Source organism: Nautilia sp. PV-1, from assembly GCF_004006315.1.
Classification (GTDB): domain Bacteria; phylum Campylobacterota; class Campylobacteria; order Campylobacterales; family Nautiliaceae; genus Nautilia; species Nautilia profundicola_A.
Genome location: NZ_CP026530.1, coordinates 946,351 through 968,371, shown reverse-complemented (window position 1 = coordinate 968,371; position 22,021 = coordinate 946,351). Strand labels below are relative to the sequence as shown.

Genomic DNA, 22,021 nt, shown 5'->3' with positions numbered 1-22,021 from the left:
GTTTTTCCTATGATGGAAGACAAGCTGTTAGACGAAATAGAACAGGCTAAAGAAAATTTTAATAAACTGCTGGACAAAATAGCCAAAGATATAAAGCGGCATAATAAAATAATGCTAAATGCCGATAAAAGGCAAAGAAAAGAGTATGACGAACTTCAGGAAAAATTAAAAGAAGTTTTAAAATTACAGCAGGCTCAAAAAGAGCTGATTGACGCTTTTATAAAACTTATTGCCGAAACAATTGATGCTAAAAGCAGATATACCGGAGGCCACTGCAGAAGAGTTCCGGAAATAGCAATCAGACTTGCAGAAGAAGCCAGCAAAAGCGACAAGTTTGAATTTAAAATAGAAAATGAAGAGCAAAAAAGAGAAATATCGATAGCCGCATGGCTTCATGACTGCGGGAAAATCGTTATTCCCGAATATGTAATGGATAAGGCGGTAAAACTTGAGACTATATACAACAGAATTCATGAAATACGCATGAGATTCGAAGTTGTATACAGGGACCTGGAAATTGAAGCTTTAAAAAGAAAATTAAAAGGTGAAAATCCGGAAGAAGTCGATTTATGGTTTTCTGAAGAGACGGAAAAATTAAAAGAAGAATTTGAGTTTATTGCTCGTATGAATATAGGCAATGACTTTGTTGACGATAAAGACATCGAAAAACTTAAAAAAATTGCAAACAGAGAATGGTTAAGATATTTTGACGACACCATCGGTCTTAGCGAAGACGAAAAATCCAGAATTAGTGAAGAAGAACTGAAAGTAAAACTGCCCGTTAAAGAGAAACTTCTGTCCGACAAAAAAAGACATATAGTAAAAAGGTCAAAAGAGGATATAGAAGATTTTAAAAAGCACGGGGTTAAAATGGAAATTCCTGAAAATTTATATAACTACGGCGAAGTATATAATTTGAGTATTAAAAAAGGAACGCTTACAAAAGAGGAAATATTTAAAATACAAGAACATGCCGTTAGAACTATTAAAATGCTTGAAAGGCTTCCTTTCCCTGATGATTTGAAAAACGTTCCTCTGTATGCCGGTGCTCATCATGAAACTTTAGACGGAACGGGATATCCGAGAAAACTAAAAAACGGTGAAATTCCTATACCTGCCAGAATAATGGCTATTGCGGATATTTTTGAAGCGTTAACTGCGGACGACAGGCCGTATAAAACTCCAAAAAAACTTTCAGATGCGGTAAGAATATTATCCGAAATGGCAAAAGAGAATAAAATTGACAAAGATCTGTTTTTGCTGTTTTTAACCAGCGGGGCATATTTAGATTATGCAAAAAAATATCTGAAACCTGAGCAGATTGATGAAGTTGACGTAAAGTATTATGAGGAAATGTTCGGTGAATGATAAAAATTTAATATTATTAGAGGAAATCGAAAAAGAATTATTAAACAATAATAATCAGAACGTGCATGAAAAGCTTCCTGATTTTTTAAAAAAAACAAAAAAAACGCTTCAACGCTATAATAAAATTTTAAATCTTTCCGATTCGCAACAGTTTGAACTTCTAAAATTAAAAGAAAAATTAGAAAAAACCAATTTTCAGTTAAAACTGCTTTTGGATAATGCCAACGAAGGTTTTTTATATGTAAACGGAGATTTGAAAATTGAACCGGTATATTCCAAAGTTGTTAAGAATATTTTTGAGTATGATATTTCAGGAAAATACATTTACGATATCTTGTTTGATAAGAAAAATTTTTATAAAGAAGTATTATCGGAAATATTAAGTTCTGACGATTTAAAAGCCGAGGTTTTACTTTCTTTGCTGCCTAAAGAAAAAGAGATAAACGGTAAAATTATCAGTATTGAATATAAAAAACTGGAAAACGGTTCATTTATGATTGTTTTAAGAGATATAACTGAAAAAAAATATCTTCAGCAGCAGGCCAAAGAGGAAAAAGAAAAATTAAAAATGATAGTTGAGGTGGTTTCCTCGATAGAACAGTTTTTGGAAATAAAATTTGAATACGACGAATTTGTAAAAAGCCTGGATTATTATCTTAAAGACATGTCTGCATTTAAAGCCAAACTCCATACGTTTAAAGGGCTTTTTGCACAAAAGCATATGAAACACGCGGTTAACAAAATTCATTTTATTGAAACACAGATAGACGCTGACAATACAGAATATATATCCGCTTTAACTTACAGAGAACTTACGGAGCCGGTCGAAAAAGACATAGAAGAAATAAAACGTATTTTAGGAGACGACTTTTTTGAAAAGTTTAATTATAAATTTATTGAAAAAAAACGTTTAAAAAAACTTTATTCCAAAGCACAGCTGCTGGGTACGGATGTAAATATTCTTACTGAATTAAAAGAGCTTATGTATTTTAACGTATATGAATTCGTAAAACCTTTTAACAGTTTAATAAACGATTTAGCCGAAAAATACAATAAAAAAATAAAGTTTATTTATGAATGTGATCTGTTTTTGCCCGATATATATAAATCTTTTTTTATGTCTCTGGTACATGTGTTCCGAAACAGCGTTTATCACGGGATCGAAGATGAATACGAGAGAATGGAAAAAGGTAAAAAAACCGAAGGAACGGTAAAATTTAAAGCGGTAAGAAACGGAAAAGAGATTATCGTCAGCATAAAAGACGACGGCAGAGGAATAGATACAGATAAAATTTCTAAAAAAGCCGGGAGAAAAGTTACAGACGAGCAGATAGCTGAATATATATTTCAAGAAGGGTTCAGTACTAATGAAGAAGCGGATCTGGTTTCAGGCAGAGGGGTGGGACTTTACAGCGTTTATGAAGAAGTTAAAAAATTAAACGGCTCTGTATTTGTTAAAAATAAAATAAACGACGGAGCAGAGTTTATTATCAAACTGCCTTTTATAGAACATGAACGCGAAGAGCTGATTTTGGATGTTTTAAGCGAGGAATTGAAAAATCTGTTTAGAGAATGCAGGTACATTACTGAAAAATACGAATATAACGCCAATTATAAATGCAATAAATTCAGCAGCAGTATTTATTTTAAAGGCGATGCGGAAAATATGATTTTTATTCAATGTGACAGCAAAGGCGTATATGAAATAGCTAAAACTGTTCTTTACGGAAATGTTGACAGCAGTGTTATAGAAGAACATAAAGAAGATGTTTTAAAAGAAGTAGTAAACATATTAGCCGGAAAGGCTATCAAAACTTTGCAGGATTATAATATCAATGCTGATATCAGTACTCCTTTTTTTTATGAAAAAACGTTTAAAGCATATAAAAAAGATATCGTTTTTTCAAATTTTTCAATATCAATAGGAATAAAGGTGTGAAATGGCGAGGGTTTTAATTGTAGACGATATAAAAATAATGAGATACAATTTAAGTAAAATGTTAAAAGAACTGGGTCATACCATAGTGGCCGAGGCAGACTGTGCTCACGCAGCTGTGGAAGCGTATAAAAAATATAAACCCGATCTGGTGACTATGGATATAACAATGCCTATGAGAAACAGAATGAAAGACGGAATTGAAGCCGTAAAAGAAATTTTAAAACTGGATAAAGACGCCAAAATAATTATGGTTACTTCTCACGGTGAGGAAGAAATGGTTATAAGTGCGATCAGGGCGGGAGCCAAAAACTATATTTTAAAACCGTTTACTATTGAAAAACTGCAAGAAGTGTTAAATAAAATAGGACTTGAAGAAAATGATTAGACTGTTAGTCTTTTTTTTATTTGCGGTGAACATTTACGCCGATGTAAATATAACTCTTACAAAACTGTTAACAAATACTATCCATGATCTGCAGATAGAAAGGGCAGATGCGTGTGACTATGTATTTGAGAAATCTGAAAAAAATTTAAACAAATATAAAATTTCCATTAAAAATACAGATAAAACACTTAAAATATTAAAAAGTTATATTGAAAAAAAAGATTTAAATATAAAATCGGATCTTACAAACTTAAGGTCTATAAGAAAAAAACTGCTTAATTCAAATGCTAAATGCAAAGATGTTTTTTCTTATTATACGATGACGGTATCACAGTTTTTGGATCTTCTTTCCAGAATCAGCGAATACTCCAATTATAAAAACCTGCTTTATCAATATTCTATTTTAATGATGTATGAAGAAAGTATATGGGAGAAAAAGCTTGAAATTAAAGCTTTTTTAAAATTAAAAGATATAAAAAAAATCAGTAATTTTTATCTTTCTTCTTCCACAAAAGAAAAAATTTTTTATGACGTTATTGATAAAACGCTTATGCGTAAATTATTTAAAGAATGGCACAGTTACAATAACAGTTCTTATTTTAATAAACTCTCCGAGCTCGAAGCCAGGATATTGAAAAAAATAAAAAACGAAAAAGAAAATATAGATATTGCCACTTACGAAAAACTTATAACTTTAAAGATTAAAAATATACAGCAGCTGGAAAGGGATTTTTTATATATTATCATTAAAAAAAGCCGAAAAGAGTCACTTTTTAATGATAAAGAAAAAGAATTTATAATTCAGCATAAACAGATACGATATGTATTTGACCCTAACTGGAAACCTTTTGAGTTTAAAGATGAAATCGGTGAGCACAGAGGAATAATTGCGGACATTATAAAAATTATCAAAGCCAAAACAAACTTAAATTTAATTCCTGTAGCAACTGACAGCTGGTCTGAGGCGAAAAAACTTGTTAAAGAAAAAAAAGCCGATATGTTCAGCGCAATAACGGAAAATAAAAAAAGAAAAAAATATTTAAATTTTACCAAGCATACCATTTTTTCATATGATGCCGTGCTGATTGGCAGAAAAAACTGCAAAAAGCCGATTGAAACTTCTAAAATAGGTATAAAAAGAGGATATGTTTTAACCGACTATATAAAACAGCATTATCCTAAAGCTGAAATTTTTTATTTTAACTCCCTTAAAGACGGTTTGAATGCTTTAAGAAACGGAAAAATAGATTATTTCGTTAATAATATCATTATTGCCAAATATTATATTAACAAACTCGGATATAATGATTTGAAAGTTGCAAAAAAACTGAATTATAAATTTAAACTCAAAATAGCTCTTAGAAAAGACGAGCCTAAAATTATTTTAAATATAATAGACAAAGCGTTAGGAACCATCACAAAAGACGAATTAAACAAAATTTACGATAAATGGATTAATTATAACGATAAGACTTTGCAGATTTCTGATAAAACGTATTCTTTGCTGGATGTGCTTCCTTTAAGGCAAATGCTGATAATAGGCGTGTTTTTAATACTCGTACTGCTTATTATGCTGAATTATTTTAAAAAGAAAAAAAACATTGCTTTAGGTGTAAGCGTTTTTGCATTCGTAGGCGTGTTTTTATTTTTTATAATTTTAATTACCGTAATTTCTGTTAAGAATCTTGAAAAAATTAAAAAATCGGAGCTTTCTTATTCTTTAAACACTATTTTAAACACCACTCATGAAGCTTTGAGGAAAATACTGCTTTCACAGGAAGATTATTTGAATATGATTTTGCAGAACGATTCTATCCAAACACTTGAAAAAATAAAATATCTTGATTTTGTTAACGGATATATTGTTATAGATCCCAGTTATCATGTTTTAAACAGCAGTTTCGATATAAGTGTAATTGACAATAAAAATTTTATTCAAGGTATAAAAAAAGCCAAAGAGTACGGATACAGTCTGATTTTCCCTGTAAAACAGTCAATCAAACCTCTGCAAAATATATTTTTTATTAAAACCGTATATAAAGATTTTGTTCCCGTAAGATATATTGCGGTGGCAATAAATAAAAATATACTTCAGTCAGTTTTGGAAAAAGGCAGAATGGGGCAAAGCGGAGAAACTTATCTTGTAAATACACATAAACAGATGGTGTCGCAAAGCAGATTTGATAATGAGCTTAGAAAATTGGGGCTGTTGAAAAAAGGACAGAGTTCGTTTTTGAATATAAAAGTGGACACTTTAGCCTCCAGAAGCGCTTTGAAACACATTAACGGCATAAATACCAGCGGGTATAAAGATTACAGGGGAATTAAAGTTTTCGGGGCGTGGGAATGGGATAATGATTATAATATAGCAATAGTTACCGAAATTGACGAAAAAGAAGCAATGCAGTCGTTTTTAAATACAAAAACTACAATTTATTATGCTCTTTTCAGTGTAGTTTCATTTGTGATTATTTTGATGGTTTTTATTGTATGGTTTACAAATAAAAGCAAAAAAGAGCTTGAAGAGAAAAATATCGAGCTTGAAAGTTTTAACGTAAAACTTGAAACTCTGGTTAAAGAGCGCACCAAATCCTTAGAAGAAGCAAAAAAAGAGATAGAAATCATACATAAACATACACAGGAATCCATTGAATTTGCTTCAATGCTTCAGGATGCCCTGATACCTCATGAAGAAGAGTTAAAAAAATGTTTTGAAGACAGTTTTGTGATTTGGAAACCTAAGGATATCGTCGGCGGTGATATATGGCTGTTTGAAAAAATAAGAGATGGCGAATGCATTTTAATGCTTATCGACTGTACAGGGCACGGAGTTCCGGGAGCATTTGTAACAATGATCGTAAAAGCAATCGAGCGTGAAATAATATCTAAATATAAAGAGAGTGATTTGGATGTTTCTCCTTCGTATATATTAAGCTATTTTAACAAAACAATAAAAAAACTTTTGAAACAGGAAGACATTACTAGTACTTCAAATGCTGGATTTGACGGAGGGGTTTTATATATAAACAAAAAGAAAAATATTATTAAATATTCATCTGCCAAAACACCGCTGTTTATAGTGAAAGATGAAATAGAAGTTATCAAAGGGGACAGATATTCCGTAGGATATAAGAAAAATGATGCTGATTTTGTCTATAAGGAATTTACTTTTAATATTGAAAAAAATATGTTATTGTACTTTACGACAGACGGGTTTTTAGATCAGTTGGGCGGAGAAAAATGTTTCCCTTTTGGAAAAAAAAGATTTAAACAGCTGATTATGGAAGTGAAAGATTTACCGTTTTCGGAACAGAAAAAGCTGTTTATAAAAACATTGGAAGAATTTATGAAAAAATGTCAAAATAACGAACAAAATGACGACATAACTCTAGTTGGTATGAAATTATAAGGAGAGGGAATGCTTAATATGAACGCATTAGAAAAAATTTTAGAAAAAGACGGCATAATTTTTTTAACATACGGCGGGACACTGACACAGTCTTTGATAGTGGCTATGACGGAAGCTTTGGAAAAAGAAACTGAAAATGCCGAACTTTCGATGGGGCTTGCAAGTAAAATTTTTACCATATTTATTGAGCTTGCCCAAAATATGATGAACTATTCAAAAAGAATGAATAAAGAAGGCTTTGATCCGAAAGGACTGATTTTAGTAGGAAAAACGAAAGACGGGTATTATTATGTATATGCGCAAAATATCGTAAATAAAGACGATAAAGATAAAATAGAAAAAAAGCTAAAAAAGATTATTCCATTAAATAAAGAAGAAATCAAAAAGCTGTACAGAGAAGCCAGAAAAAGCGGTAAAGACGCTCATTCAAAAGGAGGCGGGATAGGGTTTTATGAAATTGCCAAAAAAAGTGAAAAAATAGAATACGGATTTGTCGACGCAGGCGATGAAATGTATTACTTTCAGTTTAAGGCGGTTATCGGAAAAGCGTAATTTTCTGCTTCTGAAAGATCTTTTTTAATCTGGTTTTTTAATGCTTCGATACTTTCGAATTTCTTATTTTCCCTTAAAAATTCCAAAAATTCAATTTTAACGGGTTCGTTTACAATACTATAATTTTGATTAAGAATATGCGTTTCAATGCTGAATTTGTTATCTGTGGATCTGATACCTATAAATGTCAAAGACGGCTTTGAACCTGTAAGCGTAATATAAACGCCTTCTTTGGGAATTAAATAGTTTTTGACGGGAGTTATATTTATTGTCGGAACCAGTTCTTTGCCTCCTAGGCCCTGTCCTTTGATTTGCCTGCCTTTTATTTTATATAGGTGTCCTAAAAATTTTGTCGCTTTTTTTATGAGACCTTTTTTTAAAAATTCTCTTATTATTTGAGAATGTACGCCTATTCCGTCTATTTTAACCTCTTTTATTACTTCTACAGCGAAATGTTTTTTTAAAAGAGAGGCATCTCCTTTTCTTTCTTTTCCGAATTTAAAATCTTCTCCTATGACTACTTTTGTGGTGTTTAAATTTTTTAAGATATTTATAAATTTTTCCGCTTCAAGATTTTTGATTTCGTTTAAATTAAAAAAATGGCAGGGAAGGTCGGTATATTCGCATCTGTCATCACCCGGGGTGAGGTTGCTTCCTTTTTCGATAACAATGAGCTTTTGCGCTTTGCATATCAGGGCCTGATGCCCTACGTGCATTCCGTCAAAGCCTCCTATTGTAACTGTCATGCGTAAAAGTCTATTTTATGAGTTGTCTGAGTGTCGTTTGAGTTTTGCTGGTTTTTTTCCTGTTCAGCTTTTGAAGCTATCAAATCAGCCGTTTGCGCTACTTTCAAATCCTGAGGGCTTGGGTCTGCGGGAGCTAGAGCCGCAGCTTTTATCTGCCGCATGTTTTTAATTGTTTCATCCGGTGTTTTGCCTTTTACTATTTTAATCGGAACCTCTCCGCCAACGGCGTATTCTTTACCGTCGGGACCTTTTACGGTAGTATAGCTCGGAGCACCTGCAAATCCACCTCCGGCAGCCTGATGGGCCATTTCGTGAGCTCTGACTTTACTGTCGGTTGCCTGCAGTTTTGAAATTTCCTGCTGAATTTTTGGGTCTGTTATAATGTTTTCGGTTTTTTTGTTATCAAGCGGTGCAGATGTTACAGTGTAGCTGTTTCCTCCGATTGCATTAAGAACTATTTTTATCTCCTTTTATATAATCCGATATACTGTGCCGTAGCAAAAACATATGGTCTAATTTTATCTAAAAACTCTCTGATTGTTAAGTCAGGATTAAGCAAGATTTTTTTATTTAAAGCCACTGCCGTGATAATATATCTGTGGGTCTGGCCTTTGGGTGGACACGGACCTCCGTATCCGATTTTTCCAAAACTGTTGATTCCCTGGTATCCTATATTTGTAACGGATGTTTTAGGTAGGTTTTTGGGGATTATTTTAGTGTTCGGTTTTATGTTGTATAAAATCCAGTGTGTAAACACTCCGTAAGGCGCGTCCGGGTCTTGCATAATTACGGCCAGTTCCTCGGTGTTTTTGGGAACATTCGAAATAATCAAGGGTATAGATATATCTTCCCCGTCACAGGTGTATTTTGCAGGTATAAACGAATTCTGTTTAAAAGCGGGAGAGTAGATATTAAACGCAAAAAGTAAAGACGAAATAAAAATTATCATTTTTTTCATTTGCGGCCTTTTAGGATTTTTTGTTATTATTATATAATAAAGGCTGAAAATGTACAGATTAATAGAAGTGGTCATTGCCAAAAAAGACAATGAAAAAATAGAAAATATTCTAAACAACAGAAATATTCTGGATTATTGGCGTGAAGAGAGCTATCAGGATAAAATAATATATAAAATCCTCACAAAAACGGAATATTCCCAAATATTAATTGACAGACTGCAGAAAAATTTTTCAAAAGACGACAGGTTCAGAATAGTTGTTCTGGATGTCGAGGCCACCGTTCCCATTGAAGAAAAAAAGAGTTTAAAAAAAATAAAAATAAGCAGGGAAGAGATATATTCTAAAATAATCAGTTATTCGGAAATAAATTATATTTATGTCATTATGATGATTCTCTCAACGGTAATAGCGGCATTTGGAATAATAAGCAACAACATACCCGTTATTATAGGCGCAATGGTTATCGCACCTCTTTTAGGTCCGAATATTGCAATATCGTTCGCAAGTGTAATTGGAGACGTGGAGCTTGAAAAATCCGCATTTAAGGTATTGTCTGCAGGCGTTTTGATAGCATTCGTTTTTTCTTTTTTAATAGGGCTTTTTTATCATTTGGATATCAGCAATCCCCAGATAATTTCAAGGGTTTCTTTAAACGTTACGGAAATAGTTATTGCCGTAGCGTCAGGTCTTGCCGGCGTTCTTGCATTTACCGCGGGAGCTTCTGAGAGTCTGGTAGGTGTTATGGTTGCTATATCTTTGCTTCCTCCTGTGGTTGCTTCGGGACTGCTGTTTGCAAATGCGGATTATTTTTATTCCCTTAAAAGCTTTATGCTTTTTTTGGAAAATTTTGTAAGTCTTAATCTTGCCGGTATACTGATGTTTACTTATCAGGGTATAAAAGCAAAAAACTGGTGGGAAGAAAAAAAAGCCAAAGAACACAGAAAAAAGGCTATGTTTATATGGGCTCTTTTACTGTTGGTGCTTGTATTGATTATTTATCTGGACAGGTTTTATTTTGAAAAAATTTAATAATTTCTTTTGCGTCTTTTTCATTTAAAATATCTTTAAGTTCTTCAAACGAGGCTTTTTTTATGTTTTCAAAACTTCCGAAATAATTCAAAAGTTTTGTCATTTTAGCCTTTCCGATACCTTTAACCTGTAAAAGATCTATTTGGGTGTCTTTTTTGCGTTTTGTTTTTCTGTGGAATTCTATGGCGAACCTGTGCACCTCATCCCTCAGCATTTGTAAAAACTGCAATCTCTTATCACTCTCACTTAGTTTTAATTTATCAATTCTCCATTCTCCATTCTCAATTCTCAATTCGTAAATTGTGTCCTTCGCCTTACCTTTGGCCCTGTGCGCTTTTGCGTCGATTTTTTCTTTGGATATCGCAAGTACGTCGATATTTGCTCCGGTTGAATCAATAATCTCTTTGGCAAGGTTCAGCTGCACCTTTCCGCCGTCTATCAGCCACAGGTCGGGAGGAGGGGATTTTTCAAAACTCTGCGCCCTTCTTGTGAGAAGCTCTCTCATTTGAGAATATTCGTCTTTTCCTTCAAGGTGGTAGTGTCTGTAGTCGCTCTTTTTGAATTTTCCGTCTTCCCATACGACCATCGCCCCGACCGTTGCCTCACCCTGCATGTGCGATGTGTCGAAAACTTCTATTTTATAAGGTGTGTTTTGGAGATTGAAGAGAATTTTCAGCTCATCCAAAACGGAGTTTTCTTTTTGGTTTTTGATAACTTCAAGAGCATTTAATTTAGCGAGTTTGATAAGGCTTTTTCTCTCTTTGGTGGTAGGGGTTATGATGCTAATCTTTTTGCCGAATTTTTCGCTTAACACCTGGCTTAGCCACTCCCTTTCTTCAAAGTCGTCACCAACTAAAATCTTACTTGAGGTAAAAGGTGTTTCGGTTGAATAAAATTCAAGTATCGCCCTTGTGTATATTTCTCCTATTTCCGGGACTGTTTGTGAATTAATTACCGAATTGCTGCTGGCTACCACTTTTCCCTGACGTACGAATATTCTTATAACAATCGCTTTTTTGTTGAATATTTCAACGGCAAATATATCAAGATCTTCCAGTTTTGCAAGATCCACATGGGAATAAATCTCTGCACTCTCTATCGATTTAATCCTGTCCCTTATTTCCGCCGCTTCTTCAAACTGCAGGTTTTCGGCGTATTTTTGCATTTTTTGATTTAGTATTTCAAGTATTTTTTCTTTGTCGTGTATAAGCTTTATAGCCTGATCGATATATTTCATATATTCGCGGCTTGTAACCTTGCCAATGCATGGAGCCAAACATCTTCCTATCTGGTGATACAGGCATGCTTTGCCGCTTTTGAGGCAACTTTTGGACTGAACGAGAGGTATTTCTTCGTATATTGTTTTAAGAATTGCAGACGCACCGCTGCTGAACGGTCCGAAATATTTGATGTTCTTGCCTTTTACAACCTTACGGGTAATCTGCGGCATCGGAAATGGCTCGTCAAGGTTTATATAAATATACGGGTATGTTTTGTCATCTCTGAGTAATATATTATATTTAGGTTTAAGTTGTTTGATTAGAGAGTTTTCCAAAATTAAAGCGTCGTTTTCACTCTCCACTACGATATAGTTCAGATCTTTTGCCTCGCTTATCATTTTATAAATTCTTGGAGATAAATTGTCCGCAGGTCTGAACGGATTAAATCTGAAGTAGCTTTTTACACGTTTTTTAAGGCTTTTCGCCTTTCCGATATACAGAAGTTTACCGTTTTCGTCAAAATACTGATAAATTCCTGGCTGATCGGGTAAGGATTTGATTTTTTCACTAAATGACAAGGCAGGCCTTTTTTAGTGAAATTATAATAAAAAAGGAAGAAAATCAGTTTCTTCCGAATGCTCTTTTGATGATGTTTTCATCAGGTTTTGTAAGAGCGGTTACGATTAGAAGTGTAAGGGTAGAAAGCGGAAGTGCAATTACGAGCGCGTCGACAAACGCCCATTTACTGTGTCCGAGAATTGAATTAACTCCGAAAAGCGCTTTTGCAATACCCAAAGATTTAGCTTCTTTGAAGTGGCAGAATAGAAGCCAGAATGATGATGCGAAAAATCCTACAAGCATACTTGCGATTGCCGCAGGTTTTGTGATTCTTTTACTGAAAAGTCCGAATATGAAACTCGGTAAAAATATTGAAGCACACAGTGCGAAGAATATTGCGGTACTTCTTGCGATAATAGCAGGAGCTTTTTGGAATTTGTAAGCTAAGAATACTGAGAATAAAATCACTATAACAATACCGATTTTAGTCCAAAGAGTTGTTTTTTCCTTGTCTGCTCCAAGGCTTTCGAATATATCTCTTCCGACAGCCGTACCCATTGTATGGAACTGGCTTGAAAGTGTTGACATTGCAGCTGAAATGAGTGCAAACAGGAATATGAAACTAAACCAGTGAGGCATTGCGCTGTTTATGAAATGAGGAATAACTTTTCCAATACTTCCTGCCGCTTCCAGAGCGTTTTTGCCTCCCATATGTTCAAAATACCATGCATTTGTTAGCGAACCTACTATAAAAATAACCCCTGTCATTGCTAAAATAAACACGCCTCCGACAAGTACGGCGCGGTTAAGTTCTTTTTTGCTTTTTACTGTCATAAATCTGACTATCAGCTGAGGCTGAGCAAGAACACCGATACCTACCCCGAGTGTAATTGTAGTAATAACAAACAGCCATCCAGGAGACATGAATACCGGCATTTTATTCCAGCCTTCAAATCCCCAAAGCTGTGATAATTTCATCATAAAATCGCCGCTTCCCGGAACAAGGTCTTTTAATGAAACGCCGCTTAATCTGTCTATTACTGTTATTTGCCAAACGTGATCAAGCTTTGCAAACGCAGCGTCGATTCCGCCGAGCGAGCTTACAACCATTACAATTAAAAACACCATAGCTATAAACATAATAGTTCCCTGAAGGGCATCTGTATACATTACCCCTTTAAGCCCTCCGGCAAGAACGTATGCAGTAATAATTAATGAAAATATAAGAAGAGCAATGTGGTAATTAACACCGAAATAAACGCTTAAAAACTGAACACCGCCGATTAATACCGCAGTTGCGTAAAGCGGCATAAACGCCAAAATAATTACAGCCGCGAATATCTGAATAAATTTAGAATCAAATCTTTTTCCAAGAAATTCAGGAAAAGTATGTGCGTCAAGTCTTAATCCCATCTTTCTTGTAGGGTTTCCGATAAATACGAACGCAATAAATATACCTACGAAGATGTTAAGAAAAGTAAGCCACAACAGTGAGTTGCCAAGCCATGCCGCAACACCGCCGAATCCGACTATTGCGGCAGTCGAAATAAACGTCGCACCGTAGCTTAAAGCCATAACGAAAGGGTGCGTGTCACGCCCTGCAAGCAGGTAATCTGTTGATGTTTTAGTTTTTGAATAACCCATCCATCCAAGCCATCCTACGGCTACAAGATAAAGGATTATTATTGCAATTTCTAAAAAACTCATAATAACTCCTCATTAATCTCTTTTTCTTCTTCGGCCCATTTAGCAAGTAGGACTTCATTACTTTCCTCATCACCTTTGTTCCAATTGATAATTCCGTATACTACACACAGTAAAGCGCTAAGTATTGTCAGCCAGAATGCAAGACTGACACCTGTGTCAAAATGCGACATTTTTACTCCTTTTTATTGTCATGTCAATTAAATTTTACCTAAATTTTTCATTGTTAAGTAAAAATTAAAAAAATTTTTGATATTATTGTTTAAATTCTACACAAAGGTGAAGTATGAAGTTGACATTAATGGGAAATGAAGCGATTGCTTACGGGCTTTTGCATTCAAATACTAAAATGGTTAGCGGTTATCCGGGTACTCCCTCGAGCGAGATACTTACAACCGTACAGAAAATAAAAAAAGATCTGCCTGTATACGCAGAGTGGGCTACAAATGAAAAAGTGGGTTTTGAAGTCGCGTATGCCGGAGCGATAGCCGGTGTAAACGCTGCAGCCACTATGAAACAGGTGGGACTTAACGTGGCTAGCGACGCACTTATGAGTGCAAGTTTTATAGGAAATAAAGGCGCGTTTGTTCTAATAGTGGCGGATGATCCCGGATTTAACTCATCACAGACAGAACAGGACAGCAGAGAGTTTGCAAGATTTGCGAGAATACCGGTTGTTGATCCGGCTACTCCTCAGGAAGCGTATGATTTTACAAAACTTGCAAGCAAAATTTCAAAACATTTTGAAATACCTGTAATGTTAAGAACCGTTATGAGGGTTTCTCATTCAAGGGAAATCGTAGAGATTGACGGTAATTTTGAATATAAAGACATTGAAGGAAATTTTGAGCGTGATATTCCTAGATGGGCTGCCGTTCCGAGAGCAGGAAGACTGAAACAGGCATATGAGCAGTTAGACAGAATAAATAAAATAAGAGAATATAACTATAACGAACTGATAAAGCCTAAAATTGATGAGCTTAAAGATACGGAAAATTTAATCATATCAAGCGGGACGGCTTACGGATACGTAAAAGAGGTTCTTGAAGAGTTAGGACTTGATATTGATCTTTTAAAAATAGATATGCCATATCCTCTGCCGGTAGATAAATTAAAAGAACTGGTTAAAAAGTATAATAAAGTCCTTGTGGTGGAAGAAACTTATCCTGTAATAGAAGAAGAGTTAAGAAGCGAGAATGTTTACGGCAGAATGAGCGGGCATATGCATCAAATTGATGAAATGAACAAAGAAAGGGTGCTTGAGGCACTTACTAAAATAGGATTTTATGAAGGTAAAAATATTTATAAACCCGTATTTAGCGTAGAGAATGCTAAAACAAGAAAACCGAATCTGTGCCCGGGATGTCCTCACAGGGATGTATATTTTGCAATTAAAAAAGTTTTTAGACCGAAAAAATCCATTTATCCTTCCGATATAGGGTGTTATACACTCGGAATAAACCTTGACGCTATTGATACGGTTTTATGTATGGGCGGAAGCGTTTCAATGGCTCACGGATTTGCAATAGCCGATAAAAATAAAACGGTAATCGCTACTATCGGGGATTCTACGTTTTTCCATTCCGGCACGGCACCTCTAATCAACGCCGTATATCAAAAAGCCAAATTCATACTTGTAATACTTGATAACTCAACTACGGCAATGACCGGGCGTCAGACTACTCCTGAAAGGGCTACAAGCGGAGAAGTTGATATTAAAAAAGTGGCCGAAGGGTGCGGCGCGGAAGTAATGGAATACTTTTACAAGCCTGATATAAACGAAACGATTAATTTCTTTAAAGAAGTGAAAAAAAGATATGAGGAAACCGACAGACCTCTTGTGGTTGTAAGCAGACAGTACTGTGTTCTTGATAAAGAAAGAGCTACGCAGTTTCTTCCGGGTATTTTCGCTACCGTTGATGAAGAGAAATGTGTGGCTTGTGATGTGTGTACGACTCAATATGTATGTCCTCCAATGGCTTATAATGAAAGAGGTAAAATAGAAATCGATCCGCTTCTTTGTATCGGGTGCGGTGTATGTATAAGCGGTATATGTCCTACAGACGCATTTATTCCAAGAAAGGATGAAAAATGAGATATCAGATAGTAGTTGCGGGATTCGGAGGACAGGGAGTTGTCTTTTTGGTTAAGGTATTAAGTATATGCGCAGGTAAAAAAGGATATAAATTTTTAGGAACAGAAAATCACGGAATGAGCCAGAGAGGAGGAAGTGTAAGTTCTCACATTAAAATAGGAGATTTTTACAATCCTTTGATAGACCTTGCCCAGGCTGATCTGCTTATAGGGCTTGACAAGGATGAAGCAATACTTAATCTTCCTTATCTTAAAAGAGGCGGGAACGTAGTGGTAAATGCCGATGAATTCCCGGAAATTGATGCAAATGTGTTTGCAGTAGATGCGAATGAGTTAGCGGAAGAGGGTGTTTTTGACGCTAAAGGACTGAATGTGTTTATGCTTGGGCTTACTCTTGCAAGGGTAAAAGATTTTCCTTTCAGCATAGATGAGGTAAAAGCTGCAATTGAGGAGATAAACCCTAAATTTGCGCCTCAAAACTTTGATATTTTAGAAAAAGCTCTTGAATATGGAAAAAATTAAAACCTTTTTTACAGAAGGCAGGGATTTTTCTAAAAATATAGGAATAGAACTATTAGAAGTCCACTGGGGATATGCAAAGGCCAAGCTGAAAATAACGGAGTTTCATCTTAATCAGGCGGGTGTGGCACACGGCGGGGCTATATTTACCCTTGCCGATTTCGCCTTTGCAGTTGCTAGTAATTCATTCGGGAAAGTTTCACTTGCAATCAATACCTCAATATCTTTTATACATGCAGGAAAACTCGGAGATGAGCTTATTGCGGAGGCAAAACTTGTGGATGAGAGCAACAGACTCGGAACTTACGAAGTGATAATAACAAACGGTGAAAAGAAAATAGCGTTTTTTACGGGGACTGTTTATAAGACGAGCAGGGATGTTTTAAGTGAGTAATGGGTAGTGAGTAGTGAGTAGTTGTCAGTATAAATTTGTCGGTTAAATAAAAGAAGCAATTTAAATATAAAGATTACCTACTACTTACTACCCACTACCAACTAATGAAAAGGAGATAAAATGATTTGGAATAAAATAGAAAGTGCGAAAAGAGAAGATATAGAAAAAGTACAGCTGAAAAGATTAAAAGAAGTTGTTACAAGGGTGTATGCGCTGAGTCCCTTTTACAAGCAGAAATTTGACGAGCTCGGAATTGCGCCGGATGATATCAAATCTCTTGAAGATATTCAAAAACTTCCGTTTACGAAAAAACAGGATTTGAGAGACAATTATCCGTTTGGACTTTTTACTGTTCCTATGAACGAAGTTGTAAGAATTCACAGCTCTTCCGGAACAACAGGTAAACCTACAGTTGTGGGTTATACCGAACATGATATGGAAGTATGGGATGAAGTAATGATGAGATGTCTTTCAATGGGCGATGTTAATTCAAAAGACGTATGCCATAATGCTTACGGATATGGGCTGTTTACAGGCGGGCTTGGATTTCACGAGGCTGCCCAGAAAATTGGAGCGGCGATAGTACCGGCAAGCGGAGGATTTACCGACAGACAGCTTATGCTGATGCGTGATTTTGGAGCGACAGTATTATTCGCAACACCTTCATTTGCACTGCACCTGGCGGAAAAAGCGAGAGCCGCAGGACCTGACTTCAGAAAAGACTATAAACTCAGATGCGGGTTTTTCGGTGCCGAGCCTACAAGTGAAGGATTAAGAAAAGAAGTGGCTGAAGCCTGGGATATCGATTATTATGAAGTTTACGGGCTCAGTGAAATTATAGGGCCTGGTGTCAGTTGCAGCTGTAACAAAGGAAGAGGACTTCATATAAACGAAGATCATTTTTATCCGGAGATAATAGATCCTAAAACGGGAGAAGTGCTTCCTGACGGAGAAGAGGGAGAGCTTGTAATTACGACTTTGACAAAACAGGCGCTGCCTATTATAAGATACAGAACCGGTGACATTACCAAACTTTACAGGGAACCTTGTGCGTGCGGTAGAACAACGGTAAGAATGGAAAGCGTGCTAGGGCGTGCGGATGATATGCTGATTATCAACGGTGTAAACGTATATCCTTCACAGGTTGAGCATGTTATAGCAAATACGGAAGGTGTTACGCTGAATTATCAGATAGTAGCGGATAAAAAGGGACACCTCGACAAACTTGAAATTTTAGTGGAAGTGAGTGACGATATTATGATGGATAATGTTGCCGCTCTTGAGAAAATCAAAAAAGACCTGCAGCAGGCTTTATTAAACAATCTTTATATAAATGCCAATATTATTCTGGTTGAGCCTAAAACAATAGAAAGAAGTATGGGTAAAGCGGTCAGAATCGTTGATAAAAGGAAATAAAATGAAACAGATTACTATTTTTTTGGAAAAAAAACACGGCAAATTAAAAGAAATTACTTCGGTTTTGGCTGAAGCCAGCGTGTCTATTAAAGCGGTGGATTTGGTGGAATCCAGTGATTTCGGACTTTTAAGGGTTATAACGGATGATATCGTAAAAGCCTGCGAAGCAATTGAAAAAAACGGTTTTTCTTTAACACTTACGGATGTGTTAAAGGTTGAAATTGATGATGAAATAGGGGCGCTCAGCAGGGTGGTAAGTCTTTTCAGCGACAACGGAATAGACATTGAGTATTGCTATACACTTAACAGTGAAATGAAAGGAAGTTTTATTTTTAAAATAAACACTGCTCTTTTAAACAAAGCAAAAAAGCTGCTTGAAGAGAATTCAATTTCTTTTGAGTAGCTTTTTTATTTCTTCAAATTTTTCTTTTATCTCTTTTTTCTTTGCTTTAATTTCAAAATTTCCGGCGGGTTTTATATAGAATTTATATATTTTAGACGGTTTCGGTTTAGGTGAGTATTTGTAATTTGTAATTATTTTTGAGGGTTTTATATTCGTACACATATTTGCGCTGTGCATTGTTTTTATAATTGAAAATATCAGGTTTCTGTTGTAATACAGTTCCTGTTTTATTGCCTGGTGCGATACATTGATGAATAAAATTTCACCTTTTAACTGTAAGGATGTTATATATTTGTTGTATTTTGGGGGCAGTAATGATATAATTTTTTTTAAACAACGTTTTTGTTGAATTTTATCCGAATAAGGACTAAGTATATGGTTTATTATTTCATTCGCTTTTTTCATGTCGTAATTATAGCGTTTTTTTTGGCCGGATGCGGATATAAAGCAGATCCGGTATGGCCGGGTACGAAACAGAATAAAGAAGTGAATCAGAGCGATTTGAAAATTATAGATATTAACAATACCATTAATATAAAATAAGTGAGGCTATATGAAATTTGATGCAGTGGTTATAGGCAGCGGTATTGCCGGAATATGGTGTGCTAAATTTTTAAATGAAAAAGATTTTAAAACACTGATAATAACAAAAAACCAGGTATGGGACGCTAACAGTTTTTATGCCCAGGGAGGCGTAACGATGGCCCTGGACGAAGAAGACGTTCCTCTACATATTGAAGATACGCTTAAAGCCGGAGTTTTTCATAATAAAAAAGAGATGGTTGAGATTTTAAGTAAACTTTCTTTAAAGCTTAAAGAAGAAATAATGAATTACGGTTTTGAATTCGATCCGGAAATCACAAAAGAAGCCGCGCACAGCGTAAGCCGTGTTTATCACGCCGGGGGAGACGCCACCGGAAGAGAGCTTCACAAGTTTTTATTAAAAAAAGACAACAGTTTTCTTATTGATGAAACCGTGGTTTTTGATCTTTTGATAAAAGATGACACGGCTTACGGCGTGTCTGTTTTAAGAAAAGGGGAAAAGTTTAATATATATGCCGACAATGTTATTTTAGCCAGCGGAGGGATAGGGGCGTTATATAAATTTGATACTAATGCAAGAACTATTTCCGGAGATATGCAGGGTATTGCCGTTGAAAAAGGAATTAAACTCAGAGACATGGAAATGACACAGTTCCACCCTACAGTGTTTATTGAAATGAAAACATCCCAAAAAATGCTTCTGACAGAAGCGTTAAGAGGTGAAGGTGCCCATATTGTAGATGAAAACGGTGAAAGATTTGTTTTCGAATATGACGAGAGAGGGGAACTGGCAGGCCGCGATATAGTAAGCCGCGCAATTTTTATGCATCAGCAAAAAGGGCATAAAGTATTTCTTGACGTAAGTATGTTTGACGAAGAATTTTTTAAAAACCGTTTTCCTACTATATATAATAAACTCAGAGATTACGATATTAACGTTCCTCATGAAAAAATACCTATATCACCCGCATTTCATTATTTTATGGGAGGTATTGAAGTAGACTGTAATTCAAAAGTTCCGGGATTTATGAACCTTTATGCGGTAGGAGAAGTTGCAAACACAGGGGTTCACGGTGCAAACAGACTTGCAAGCAACTCGCTTCTTGAATGTTTTGTATTTGCCAGAAAAGCGGCTCAAAATATAATAAAAGAAAACTTCAAAACTAAAAAGACTGATTTTGACATAAATAATGAAGAACTGTTTAAGGAAAAAGATAAATATTATAAAAATCTTTTAAGAGAGCATATGTGGAAAAATGTTGGTATAATACGTAAAGAAAGCGGTTTAAAAGAAGCTCTCGATTTTATAGAAAAAACAATTCCGGAACTCGGAAGATTGGCAAAACTGAGATTTTATACGGCGCGAGAAATCGTCAAAGCGGCGCTGGAAAGAAAAAATTCTTTAGGAGCACATTACAGAAAGGATGAACATGCATGAAACATTAATTCATGATTTTACGCATACATGGGTTGGTTACTTAGTTTTAATGATTTTTGTGTTGGGGTATTACTTTATTGCTACTGAGGAAAAGTTTGAAATAAACAAAGCTAAGCCGGCGTTGTTTATCGGTACTTTTTCTTTTATGCTTATCGGTATTTATTTTGCGATTAACGGGCTTGACCCTACGCCTCTGCATCATGAGATGCAAAAACTTATACTGGAAATTGCTGAAATTTTCTTCTTCTTATTTGTTGCAATGACCTATATTGAGAGTTTGATTGAAAGAGGTGTTTTCGATGCTTTGAAATACAGGCTTATTTCCAGAGGCTACAGTTATAAAAAACTTTTTTGGATTACCGGAGCTTTGGCTTTTTGGATTTCTCCTGTTGCAGATAACCTTACTACGGCTTTGATTTTATCTACCGTTTTATATACGATTGATAAAAAGAACATAAATTTCCTGGTTCCGGGAGCTATTAATATAGTGGTTGCAGCCAATGCCGGGGGTGCATGGTCACCGTTCGGTGATATTACAACATTAATGGCTTGGACAGCTGGAAAAGGTGATTTTATAGATTTTATTGCTTTATTTCCTGCTGCATTTTTCGGATGGCTACTTACAGGATGGCTTTTGAGTATGTTTGTACCAAAAGGCGAACCGCATTTTGATGTGTTAACAACACCAAAAGTTGAAATGAAAGTTGGAGGAAAAGCTGTAATTTGGCTTGGAGCTTTAACGATTACTATAGCTGTTCTCGGACATATCTTCTTACATTTTCCTGCAATGTGGGGTATGATGTTCGGTTTGGCACTGTTACAGCTTTATACTTTTTATCATAAAAGAAAACATAAAGAACATATTAATATTTTTGTAAATATGGCAAAAGTAGAAAACGATACGCTTTTATTCTTCTTTGGTATCTTATCAGCGGTTGGAGCGTTATATTTCCTAGGCTGGCTGATTTACGTTACTAAACTGTTTGATTTAATAGGACCTACATGGGGTAATATCGGGGTAGGATTTATCAGTGCCATAATTGACAATGTTCCGGTAATGGCTGCGATTCTTAAAGCAAATCCTCCTATGGGACACGATCAGTGGATGCTTGTGACTATGACTGCCGGTATAGGTGGAAGCTTAATCAGTTTTGGTAGTGCCGCAGGTGTCGGTGTAATGGGAAGAATGAGAGGTATTTATACATTCGGAAGCCATATGAAATATGCATGGACTGTTTTAGCAGGATATATATTAAGTATTGTTATATGGTACTTCCAGTTTGAAATTCTTAAATTCTATTAATCCCTCTTTTTCTCTTTTTACCATTATAAATAGTTGATTAAT

Annotated in this window: 20 protein-coding genes; 13 read left to right on the top strand and 7 right to left on the bottom strand. The window is 35.3% G+C overall.

Features of this window, described 5'->3' with window-relative positions; translation table 11 throughout:
• Positions 1-9 precede the first annotated feature (9 nt).
• The 5 genes from C3L23_RS05180 to C3L23_RS05160 are packed head-to-tail and all read left to right on the top strand — an operon-like array spanning position 10 to position 7,653.
• A complete protein-coding gene (locus C3L23_RS05180; protein ID WP_127680528.1) occupies positions 10-1,368 on the top strand; it encodes an HD-GYP domain-containing protein in 1,359 nt (452 codons plus the stop codon).
• A complete protein-coding gene (locus tag C3L23_RS05175) occupies positions 1,361-3,307 on the top strand; it encodes an ATP-binding protein (RefSeq protein ID WP_168175712.1) in 1,947 nt (648 codons plus the stop codon). The genes C3L23_RS05180 and C3L23_RS05175 overlap by 8 nt, the downstream gene beginning before the upstream one ends.
• A gap of 1 nt (position 3,308) precedes the next feature.
• Complete coding sequence (locus C3L23_RS05170) at positions 3,309-3,692, top strand: response regulator (protein WP_127680525.1); 384 nt, start codon at positions 3,309-3,311, stop codon at positions 3,690-3,692.
• Positions 3,685-7,101 (top strand): transporter substrate-binding domain-containing protein, encoded by a 3,417-nt coding sequence (locus C3L23_RS05165; RefSeq protein WP_127680523.1) that lies wholly within the window; start codon positions 3,685-3,687, stop codon positions 7,099-7,101. Before C3L23_RS05170 ends, C3L23_RS05165 begins: the two co-directional genes overlap by 8 nt.
• A 9-nt stretch (positions 7,102-7,110) precedes the next feature.
• Entirely contained in the window at positions 7,111-7,653 is a 543-nt protein-coding gene (locus C3L23_RS05160) for a SiaB family protein kinase (protein WP_210402401.1), read from the top strand.
• Here the strand turns inward: C3L23_RS05160 and C3L23_RS05155 are convergent.
• The 3 genes from C3L23_RS05155 to C3L23_RS05145 all read right to left on the bottom strand — a co-directional run bounded on the left by C3L23_RS05155 (position 7,623) and on the right by C3L23_RS05145 (position 9,357).
• Complete coding sequence (locus tag C3L23_RS05155; protein WP_127680521.1) at positions 7,623-8,399, bottom strand: bifunctional riboflavin kinase/FAD synthetase; 777 nt, start codon at positions 8,397-8,399, stop codon at positions 7,623-7,625. The genes C3L23_RS05160 and C3L23_RS05155 overlap by 31 nt on opposite strands.
• Positions 8,396-8,707 carry a putative metalloprotease CJM1_0395 family protein gene (locus C3L23_RS05150; protein ID WP_246831046.1) on the bottom strand — a complete coding sequence of 104 codons (312 nt, stop codon included), beginning with the start codon at positions 8,705-8,707 and terminating at the stop codon, positions 8,396-8,398. Before C3L23_RS05150 ends, C3L23_RS05155 begins: the two co-directional genes overlap by 4 nt.
• 152 nt (positions 8,708-8,859) lie before the next feature.
• Positions 8,860-9,357 carry a YbhB/YbcL family Raf kinase inhibitor-like protein gene (locus tag C3L23_RS05145; protein ID WP_127680517.1) on the bottom strand — a complete coding sequence of 166 codons (498 nt, stop codon included), beginning with the start codon at positions 9,355-9,357 and terminating at the stop codon, positions 8,860-8,862.
• Between the two features lie 49 nt (positions 9,358-9,406).
• On the opposite strand from C3L23_RS05145, the gene C3L23_RS05140 reads away from it, so the two are divergent.
• Positions 9,407-10,387 carry a TIGR00341 family protein gene (locus tag C3L23_RS05140; protein WP_127680515.1) on the top strand — a complete coding sequence of 327 codons (981 nt, stop codon included), beginning with the start codon at positions 9,407-9,409 and terminating at the stop codon, positions 10,385-10,387.
• Here the strand turns inward: C3L23_RS05140 and uvrC are convergent.
• The 3 genes from uvrC to C3L23_RS09495 are packed head-to-tail and all read right to left on the bottom strand — an operon-like array spanning position 10,350 to position 14,042.
• On the bottom strand, positions 10,350-12,185 hold the full coding sequence (uvrC, locus tag C3L23_RS05135) for an excinuclease ABC subunit UvrC (RefSeq protein ID WP_127680513.1): 1,836 nt from the start codon (positions 12,183-12,185) through the stop codon (positions 10,350-10,352). The two genes, C3L23_RS05140 and uvrC, sit on opposite strands and share 38 nt — an antisense overlap.
• 43 nt (positions 12,186-12,228) lie before the next feature.
• Complete coding sequence (locus C3L23_RS05130; protein WP_127680511.1) at positions 12,229-13,872, bottom strand: sodium:solute symporter; 1,644 nt, start codon at positions 13,870-13,872, stop codon at positions 12,229-12,231.
• Positions 13,869-14,042 (bottom strand): symporter small accessory protein, encoded by a 174-nt coding sequence (locus C3L23_RS09495; protein ID WP_168175711.1) that lies wholly within the window; start codon positions 14,040-14,042, stop codon positions 13,869-13,871. Before C3L23_RS09495 ends, C3L23_RS05130 begins: the two co-directional genes overlap by 4 nt.
• Positions 14,043-14,155: 113 nt before the next feature.
• Between C3L23_RS09495 and C3L23_RS05125 the strand changes: the two genes are divergently transcribed.
• The 5 genes from C3L23_RS05125 (at position 14,156) to C3L23_RS05105 (ending at position 18,695) form a co-directional block, all read left to right on the top strand.
• On the top strand, positions 14,156-15,964 hold the full coding sequence (locus C3L23_RS05125; RefSeq protein WP_127680509.1) for a thiamine pyrophosphate-dependent enzyme: 1,809 nt from the start codon (positions 14,156-14,158) through the stop codon (positions 15,962-15,964).
• On the top strand, positions 15,961-16,485 hold the full coding sequence (locus C3L23_RS05120; RefSeq protein WP_127680507.1) for a 2-oxoacid:acceptor oxidoreductase family protein: 525 nt from the start codon (positions 15,961-15,963) through the stop codon (positions 16,483-16,485). The genes C3L23_RS05125 and C3L23_RS05120 overlap by 4 nt, the downstream gene beginning before the upstream one ends.
• Positions 16,472-16,876 (top strand): PaaI family thioesterase, encoded by a 405-nt coding sequence (locus C3L23_RS05115; RefSeq protein WP_127680505.1) that lies wholly within the window; start codon positions 16,472-16,474, stop codon positions 16,874-16,876. The genes C3L23_RS05120 and C3L23_RS05115 overlap by 14 nt, the downstream gene beginning before the upstream one ends.
• A 120-nt stretch (positions 16,877-16,996) precedes the next feature.
• Positions 16,997-18,292, top strand: coding sequence for a phenylacetate--CoA ligase family protein (locus C3L23_RS05110; RefSeq protein WP_210402400.1), 1,296 nt, complete (start codon positions 16,997-16,999; stop codon positions 18,290-18,292).
• 1 nt (position 18,293) lies between these two features.
• Positions 18,294-18,695: an amino acid-binding protein gene (locus C3L23_RS05105; protein WP_127680503.1), complete on the top strand. Its 402-nt coding sequence runs from the start codon at positions 18,294-18,296 to the stop codon at positions 18,693-18,695.
• Here the strand turns inward: C3L23_RS05105 and C3L23_RS05100 are convergent.
• Positions 18,678-19,100, bottom strand: a complete 423-nt coding sequence (locus C3L23_RS05100; RefSeq protein WP_127680501.1) for a DciA family protein — start codon at positions 19,098-19,100, stop codon at positions 18,678-18,680. The two genes, C3L23_RS05105 and C3L23_RS05100, sit on opposite strands and share 18 nt — an antisense overlap.
• A 148-nt stretch (positions 19,101-19,248) precedes the next feature.
• Here C3L23_RS05100 and C3L23_RS05095 point away from each other — a divergent pair, with 148 nt between their 5' ends.
• Together C3L23_RS05095 and nhaD are read left to right on the top strand one after the other, a co-directional pair.
• Positions 19,249-20,676, top strand: a complete 1,428-nt coding sequence (locus C3L23_RS05095) for an L-aspartate oxidase (protein ID WP_127680499.1) — start codon at positions 19,249-19,251, stop codon at positions 20,674-20,676.
• Positions 20,669-21,979, top strand: coding sequence for a sodium:proton antiporter NhaD (gene nhaD / locus C3L23_RS05090; protein ID WP_127680497.1), 1,311 nt, complete (start codon positions 20,669-20,671; stop codon positions 21,977-21,979). The genes C3L23_RS05095 and nhaD overlap by 8 nt, the downstream gene beginning before the upstream one ends.
• Positions 21,980-22,021 lie beyond the last annotated feature (42 nt).

Coding starts and splice junctions, on each gene's coding strand:
- C3L23_RS05180 (WP_127680528.1), top strand. CDS start 10: ATGATGGAAGACAAGCTGTTAGACGAAATAGAACAGGCTAAAGAAAAT.
- C3L23_RS05170 (WP_127680525.1), top strand. CDS start 3,309: ATGGCGAGGGTTTTAATTGTAGACGATATAAAAATAATGAGATACAAT.
- C3L23_RS05165 (WP_127680523.1), top strand. CDS start 3,685: ATGATTAGACTGTTAGTCTTTTTTTTATTTGCGGTGAACATTTACGCC.
- C3L23_RS05160 (WP_210402401.1), top strand. CDS start 7,111: ATGCTTAATATGAACGCATTAGAAAAAATTTTAGAAAAAGACGGCATA.
- C3L23_RS05155 (WP_127680521.1), bottom strand. CDS start 8,399: ATGACAGTTACAATAGGAGGCTTTGACGGAATGCACGTAGGGCATCAG.
- C3L23_RS05150 (WP_246831046.1), bottom strand. CDS start 8,707: ATGGCCCATCAGGCTGCCGGAGGTGGATTTGCAGGTGCTCCGAGCTAT.
- C3L23_RS05145 (WP_127680517.1), bottom strand. CDS start 9,357: ATGAAAAAAATGATAATTTTTATTTCGTCTTTACTTTTTGCGTTTAAT.
- C3L23_RS05140 (WP_127680515.1), top strand. CDS start 9,407: ATGTACAGATTAATAGAAGTGGTCATTGCCAAAAAAGACAATGAAAAA.
- C3L23_RS05130 (WP_127680511.1), bottom strand. CDS start 13,872: ATGAGTTTTTTAGAAATTGCAATAATAATCCTTTATCTTGTAGCCGTA.
- C3L23_RS09495 (WP_168175711.1), bottom strand. CDS start 14,042: ATGTCGCATTTTGACACAGGTGTCAGTCTTGCATTCTGGCTGACAATA.
- C3L23_RS05125 (WP_127680509.1), top strand. CDS start 14,156: ATGAAGTTGACATTAATGGGAAATGAAGCGATTGCTTACGGGCTTTTG.
- C3L23_RS05120 (WP_127680507.1), top strand. CDS start 15,961: ATGAGATATCAGATAGTAGTTGCGGGATTCGGAGGACAGGGAGTTGTC.
- C3L23_RS05115 (WP_127680505.1), top strand. CDS start 16,472: ATGGAAAAAATTAAAACCTTTTTTACAGAAGGCAGGGATTTTTCTAAA.
- C3L23_RS05110 (WP_210402400.1), top strand. CDS start 16,997: ATGATTTGGAATAAAATAGAAAGTGCGAAAAGAGAAGATATAGAAAAA.
- C3L23_RS05105 (WP_127680503.1), top strand. CDS start 18,294: ATGAAACAGATTACTATTTTTTTGGAAAAAAAACACGGCAAATTAAAA.
- C3L23_RS05100 (WP_127680501.1), bottom strand. CDS start 19,100: ATGAAAAAAGCGAATGAAATAATAAACCATATACTTAGTCCTTATTCG.
- C3L23_RS05095 (WP_127680499.1), top strand. CDS start 19,249: ATGAAATTTGATGCAGTGGTTATAGGCAGCGGTATTGCCGGAATATGG.
- nhaD (WP_127680497.1), top strand. CDS start 20,669: ATGCATGAAACATTAATTCATGATTTTACGCATACATGGGTTGGTTAC.